The sequence below is a fragment of the Ruegeria sp. CDSB136 genome (assembly GCF_059610965.1).
In genome coordinates, this window is record NZ_JBXWOP010000050.1 from 1 (window position 1) to 5602 (window position 5602).

Sequence of the window (5602 nt, forward strand, 5' to 3'; positions counted from 1 at the left end):
CGTCTTGGCCTCGCACAAGCCTGGTTTTGAGGACATATTTCTAGGTTCCACTGCGAACAGAGTCGTGCATCACGCCAAGTGTTCGGTTCATGTAATTCGTTGATCCAAGTTTAGCGGTGTGTGTTCTTTATGGAGCGGTCCCTCACTTAGTGAGTCAAAATAAAGTGAGACAATAGGCAACTATGTCAAGGAAGCCTTGGGTTGCGGTTAGATTTTCTACATTTTTTCAGCTTAACTGCGGTATTGATTTTATTAGAATGAAGGATGGCCATGTAGGGCGAACTTGGAACTAGGCGGGCCGCGGGCTTTCCAAATCTTCGTCCATCGGCCTTGTCAGATTAGATAGCTCTGATACCGTTTCGGATTCCTGTTTTTCTGTTCCGCACCGCTCTGCAAAGTCTTTCTCTTTACAGATCAAATTACTGCGTGCTCTCGTTAGAAGAGAGAGCAAAGAAGGACGGCAGGAGGCCTTGTCAGAAGTACTTTGCTTGAGCGGGGCAGGGCGGTTGCGTAGCTTCTGTCCATGACCAAACCTGCCTCATTCAAATACTTCAAAACCAGCCCCGAAATCATCCGTCTTGCGGTGATCTCGTACATCCAATTTTCGCTTTCTTTGCGGAATGTGCAGGATTTGCTGCAAGAGCGAGGCATCAATGTTAGCCATGAAACTGTCCGATACTGGTTTTACAGGTTCGGCCAGGTGTTAGCTTCAGAGTTCAGGTGCACGCCGGTGCAACAACTGCGCGCTTTGCCGCTTTGTAGGCAGAGCGGTCATTCAAATCGTCTCGCAATACCGCTCCGCAGCGAACAGTTGGAAAGTCCGTTTAGCAGACATGTAGGAAAGGCGATCCCCTCAAGGGTTAGGGACACATCTGAGCCGACTGTCCAATTTTTTTTGGGCCGCTTCAAAAAAAATGCTATTTCGTTGGCCGCGCTGATACTTGTTCGAATTCATTTTGCAGTGCCCACTTTACGCCGGTACTGCTGTTGAAGCTATCCTTCGCGCGTGCTGTATTGAATTAAAGCAGGTGAAATTCGATGGTGGTGCGTTAATTCGAGCATCGGTGGTTGCAAACCACTGAAAACAGAATTTTCCGCATCCTATTTGAATTACTGACAATTCATGTGCATGTGGAGCCAAACCGACCGGCCCAATGTGACTCTAGGAGGGAACATGTCCCCTTTTGATCAAACTGCGTCGTCGTTCACCAAAGCCTCGGATTTGCTGGTCGAAGCGCTCGAGGCGGAGGGCGTTGAGTATGTTTTTGCCGTCCCGGGTGAGGAAAACCTGGATGTTTTGGAGTCCTTGAGGACGTCCAAGATTGAACTTGTTCTGACCCGTCACGAACAGGGGGCGGCATTCATGGCGGCAACGTATGGGCGTTTGACTGGCAAGGCGGGGGTTTGCATGGCAACACTTGGTCCCGGTGCCACAAACTTTGCCACACCCGCAGCTTATGCGCATTTGGGCGGGATGCCTCTGGTTATGATAACGGGCCAAAAACCGATCAAGAAATCGAAACAGGGGCAGTTTCAGATCATCGATGTGGTGGGTCTGTTTGATCCGATCTGCAAGATGTCCAAGCAGATTGTGCACGGCAACACCATCCCCTCGTTAATCCGCGAAGCGTTTCGCGTCGCGCAAGAGGAGCGACCCGGTGCGGTTCTGCTGGAACTTCCTGAGGATATAGCAGCCGAAGATACCACCGAACCAGTCCTGCAACCTCATCCGCGTTACTATGCCGTGGCAGGTGACACGGTTCTGAATGAGGCGGCCGAGATGATTCGCTCAGCCAAAATGCCCTTGCTGCTATTGGGGGCAGGTGCCAACCGGAAACACGCCCGCAGTGCGCTCAGTCAGTTTGTAAATGATACGCAGATTCCTTTCTTTGTCACGCAGATGGGCAAAGGCGTGGTGGACGAACGGTCCGATCTGTTTTTGGGAACGGCAGCGTTATCCGATGGGGACTACTTACATTGCGCGATCGAACGGGCAGATCTGATTATCAATGTGGGTCACGACGTGGTGGAAAAGCCTCCTTTCTTCATGAAAGAAGGCGGAACCAAGGTTATCCATGTGAACTACAAGGCCGCGCAGGTCGACCAAGTCTATTTCCCGCAGGTCGAGGTTGTTGGCGATCTGGCTCAATCTATTGAACGGCTGGGAAAGAAGCTTGACGGTCCCTTGGAGTTTGACCGCAGCTACTTCGAGCGGGTCAAACAGGAAACCGACATGCACATCTCGGCAGGCGCAGATGATCCGCGTTTCCCAGTAATCCCGCAGCGTTTTGTGGCCGATACGCGCAAAGTTATGCGGGATTGCGATATCATCGCGTTGGACAATGGCATCTATAAAATATGGTACGCGCGAAATTATCAGGCCTACCAGCCCAACACAGTCCTGCTGGATAACGCACTGGCCACGATGGGAGCCGGCCTTCCCTCCGCCATGATGGCGGCCAAATTTTATCCAGACCGTCGCGTTATGGCGATATGTGGCGACGGCGGCTTTATGATGAATAGTCAGGAGATCGAGACCGCTGTTCGACTAGGGCTCAATCTGGTTGTGGCCGTGTTGAACGACAGTTCGTACGGGATGATCCGCTGGAAGCAGTCTCACGCCGGGTTTGAAGATTGGGGGCTGGAGTTCAAAAACCCTGATTTTGTGGAATATGCCAGAAGCTATGGTGCGACAGGCCACCGGGTAGAGCGAACTGAGGATCTGGTACTGACCTTTGAGAAAGCGTTTGCAGCTGATGGCGTCCATCTGATCGATCTTCCTGTTGATTACAGTGAAAACCAACGCGTACTGATTGATGAACTGGCCGAAAAGGTTTGTTTGATCTAATCTGTTTTGTGGAAGGTCTGTCGGAGCGCTTTGGCCTAAGGCGGGTAAAGGTTTTGCCATTTAGAAATGGGGTTCATCACTGGCGAGACGCGCTTCAAGCTGGGCTAGCATTTCAATGTAGTTTTTGAACGCTTTGGCATAAGTTTCCCAATCTGAAGAAAAACCAGCTCTGTATCCGTTCTCCCAGGGTGATCCTGGTTCGATGTAAGCGGTCTTCGCACCGACGGCGACAATCCAGTCCCGGGACTTCATGCGCAGCGAATCCTGGGCCGTTACCGTCACACTCAACCTAAATGGCGCTTACTCGGAAACCGTGTAAAGCGAGTAAATGCCAAAGCTGCGCATCTGGGAACCGGGTGCGCGGCATCTAAGCGGCTATTCGATACAGAGACGTCAATGACGGCAAAGTCCGCAAAACAGGCATTCAACCTACTTGGTCTTGCCGGGGAAACGCGAGCGGCGGCCTTGGGCCCATGTTGGACCGTGTAGTGGACCGGCCGATTCCTGTTGATACTCTTCTCGTACATACGCGCAAAGGAACTTAGCGATGCATCCGACAGAAAAGATCGTTCGGCAATTCCACGAATCTTGGGACATGCGTGATCCCGTACGCGGTGTCGCAGTTATTGCGAACAACTGCCAGTTCGAAGACGTCCCACGAGGCGAGAGCCAAATCGGGCCTGAGGGCTATCGAATGGACTATGAGCGCTGGCGACGTGCGTTCCCCGATGGAAAGGTGAAGGTCACAAACGTAGTCGTCGATGGCGACAGAGCAGTGGTTGAGTTTATCAATCGCGGAACCCATACCGGCCCACTTGAATCTTCGCTTGGATCGTTCGAGGCAACTGGTAAGTGGCAAGAGACGCGCTATTGCAGTGTTATGCGGGTCGAGGATGGCAAAGTAGTAGAAGGTAGAGATTATTACGACACTGCTTCTATCGCTCAGCAGCTAGGTCTCGTGCCTTGACGACATATCTCAAGGCATATCGCTAACTCGCCAACTATTGTTGAACGTCGGCTTGGTCCGCAACTCGGTCATAGCCGAACTATCGATCAGCGCCTGCTCTCACGCAAAGCAGCCGTTCGAGGCTGCAGATTCGAAATTTCTTTGCTAAACGACCGCTTAACCCCGCTTAGCTGTCATCTACGTAAAACACTCAGATGACCGCGCTGAGCCCGAAGAAGACGGCTTTGTATTGCTTCTCCGCCTGTTTCGCGTGAAAGACTTAGCGATTTGACATGTTTGGGTTAGACTTACTGGCGCATGTCGGAAACCACTCGAGAAAGAGCATTATTACGCAGCGGCGCGGCTTTCGCTGAGGAAGAACGCCAAGGCATGATGCTCGCCGCAAAGGTCCGAACCATTTCTCTTTCGCTTGTTCTCCTGTGGCAGGCCATTGACAGCCCGGAGACTGGATTATCGCATTTTTTTGTTCTTCTTGAAATCTTCGCTTTTGTTTTGCTTGGCGGTTTGCAGTACATCGCGGCTTACTCGCGTCTTGGCGGACGCAGCATTCAGTACGTGTTCGTTACGTTAGATTGCCTATTTCTAGCGGTAATTTTCAGCCTCAGTGTGCCGTTTTCCGGCGCTTCGTTGCCGCCGGCTATTTCGATGGATACCGCGCGTTTTCTGTATTTTTTGATGTTTCTTATGCAGGCATCGTTTAGTTTTCGACCTTTCCTTGTTGTCTGGTGTGGTATCAGTATAATCATTGCTCGCGCCGGCATGTGGGTATGGTTTTTGAGCCTGCCAGGTGCATACAGTAATTTGGATCTGCCGGAACAGACAGTCGAAGCCTGGCTTGCCGCAGGCGCTGACCTCAACTTTCTGTTTCTCGGATATGCCGCCACAGAATTACTGGTCGTGGTGATATTGTCTGCGGGGCTTGCTGTTGTTGTTGCGCGATCTCGGCGGCTCGTTAGCAATCTCCTATCGACTGAGAGAAAGCGGGCCAGTCTGGCAAGATATTTTTCACCAAATGTTGTAGACCAATTAAGCAGATCAGATGTTGGTCTCTCAGCCGGTAGGCGCCAAAAAGTGGCGGTACTCTTTGCGGACATTATAGGCTTCACAAAACTTTGCGAAAATGCGACTGCCGATGAGGTGATTGAGCTTCTTAGAGGCTATCACGACCGTTTGGGTAAAGCGGTCTTCGAAAACTCTGGCACCTTGGATAAGTACATTGGCGACGGGCTCATGGCGACCTTTGGAACTCCCCGTCCGGGCCCTCACGACCCCGCAAACGCCTTAAACAGCGCCTATGAAATGATCGAAGCATTGGACCATTGGAACGCTAAAAGGGTGTTGTTCGGAGACGACCCGATCCGAGTTGGCATCGGACTGCACTGGGGCACCGTGGTCGCTGGAGACATAGGGAATGAACGACGCTTGGAATACAGCGTAATTGGCGACACTGTGAACATCGCAAGCAGGATCGAACACCTGACCAGACAATTTAACACTCAGCTGGTTGTGAGCGACGACCTAGTGTGTGCAATCAAGCGGGACGATCCAAATGCTAATCTTGATCGATTAATGGATGCGGGACCTCAGAAAATCCGCGGAAGAACGTCTGATGTGAAAGTTTGGATTTATTCCAAGTAGCGACAGTGATTGCAGTTGACCGTGTTGTCCCGCAGAGCCGCCGTTCTTGGCAACTTGGGTGAATGACCGCTGTGCGGATGGGGTGGATGGCGTCTGCAGCCAACCGTCGCGCTTTGCGGCAAACTGCAGAAGACATCTTCTGCAAGGAA

At 51.7% G+C, this 5602-nt stretch carries 4 protein-coding genes and 2 pseudogenes; 5 read left to right on the forward strand and 1 reads right to left on the reverse strand.

Annotation, left to right across the window (positions count from 1 at the left end):
• Positions 1-4: 4 nt before the first annotated feature.
• The 3 genes and pseudogenes from AC2FIR_RS23890 (at position 5) to AC2FIR_RS23900 (ending at position 2848) form a co-directional block, all read left to right on the forward strand.
• Positions 5-103, forward strand: a complete 99-nt coding sequence (locus tag AC2FIR_RS23890) for a universal stress protein (RefSeq protein WP_496763471.1) — start codon at positions 5-7, stop codon at positions 101-103.
• A 420-nt stretch (positions 104-523) separates the two neighbouring features.
• Positions 524-748: pseudogene (locus AC2FIR_RS23895) on the forward strand (IS6 family transposase); the annotation flags it as partial.
• 426 nt (positions 749-1174) lie between these two features.
• Positions 1175-2848, forward strand: coding sequence for an acetolactate synthase large subunit (locus AC2FIR_RS23900; RefSeq protein ID WP_496748172.1), 1674 nt, complete (start codon positions 1175-1177; stop codon positions 2846-2848).
• A gap of 153 nt (positions 2849-3001) precedes the next feature.
• On the opposite strand, the pseudogene AC2FIR_RS23905 reads toward AC2FIR_RS23900, so the two are convergent.
• Positions 3002-3122 (reverse strand): annotated as a pseudogene (locus tag AC2FIR_RS23905) (IS3 family transposase); the annotation flags it as partial.
• 273 nt (positions 3123-3395) lie between these two features.
• On the opposite strand from AC2FIR_RS23905, the gene AC2FIR_RS23910 reads away from it, so the two are divergent.
• Positions 3396-3815 (forward strand): ester cyclase, encoded by a 420-nt coding sequence (locus AC2FIR_RS23910; protein WP_496748170.1) that lies wholly within the window; start codon positions 3396-3398, stop codon positions 3813-3815.
• 297 nt (positions 3816-4112) lie between these two features.
• Positions 4113-5453, forward strand: coding sequence for an adenylate/guanylate cyclase domain-containing protein (locus AC2FIR_RS23915; protein ID WP_496748168.1), 1341 nt, complete (start codon positions 4113-4115; stop codon positions 5451-5453).
• Positions 5454-5602: the final 149 nt, after the last annotated feature.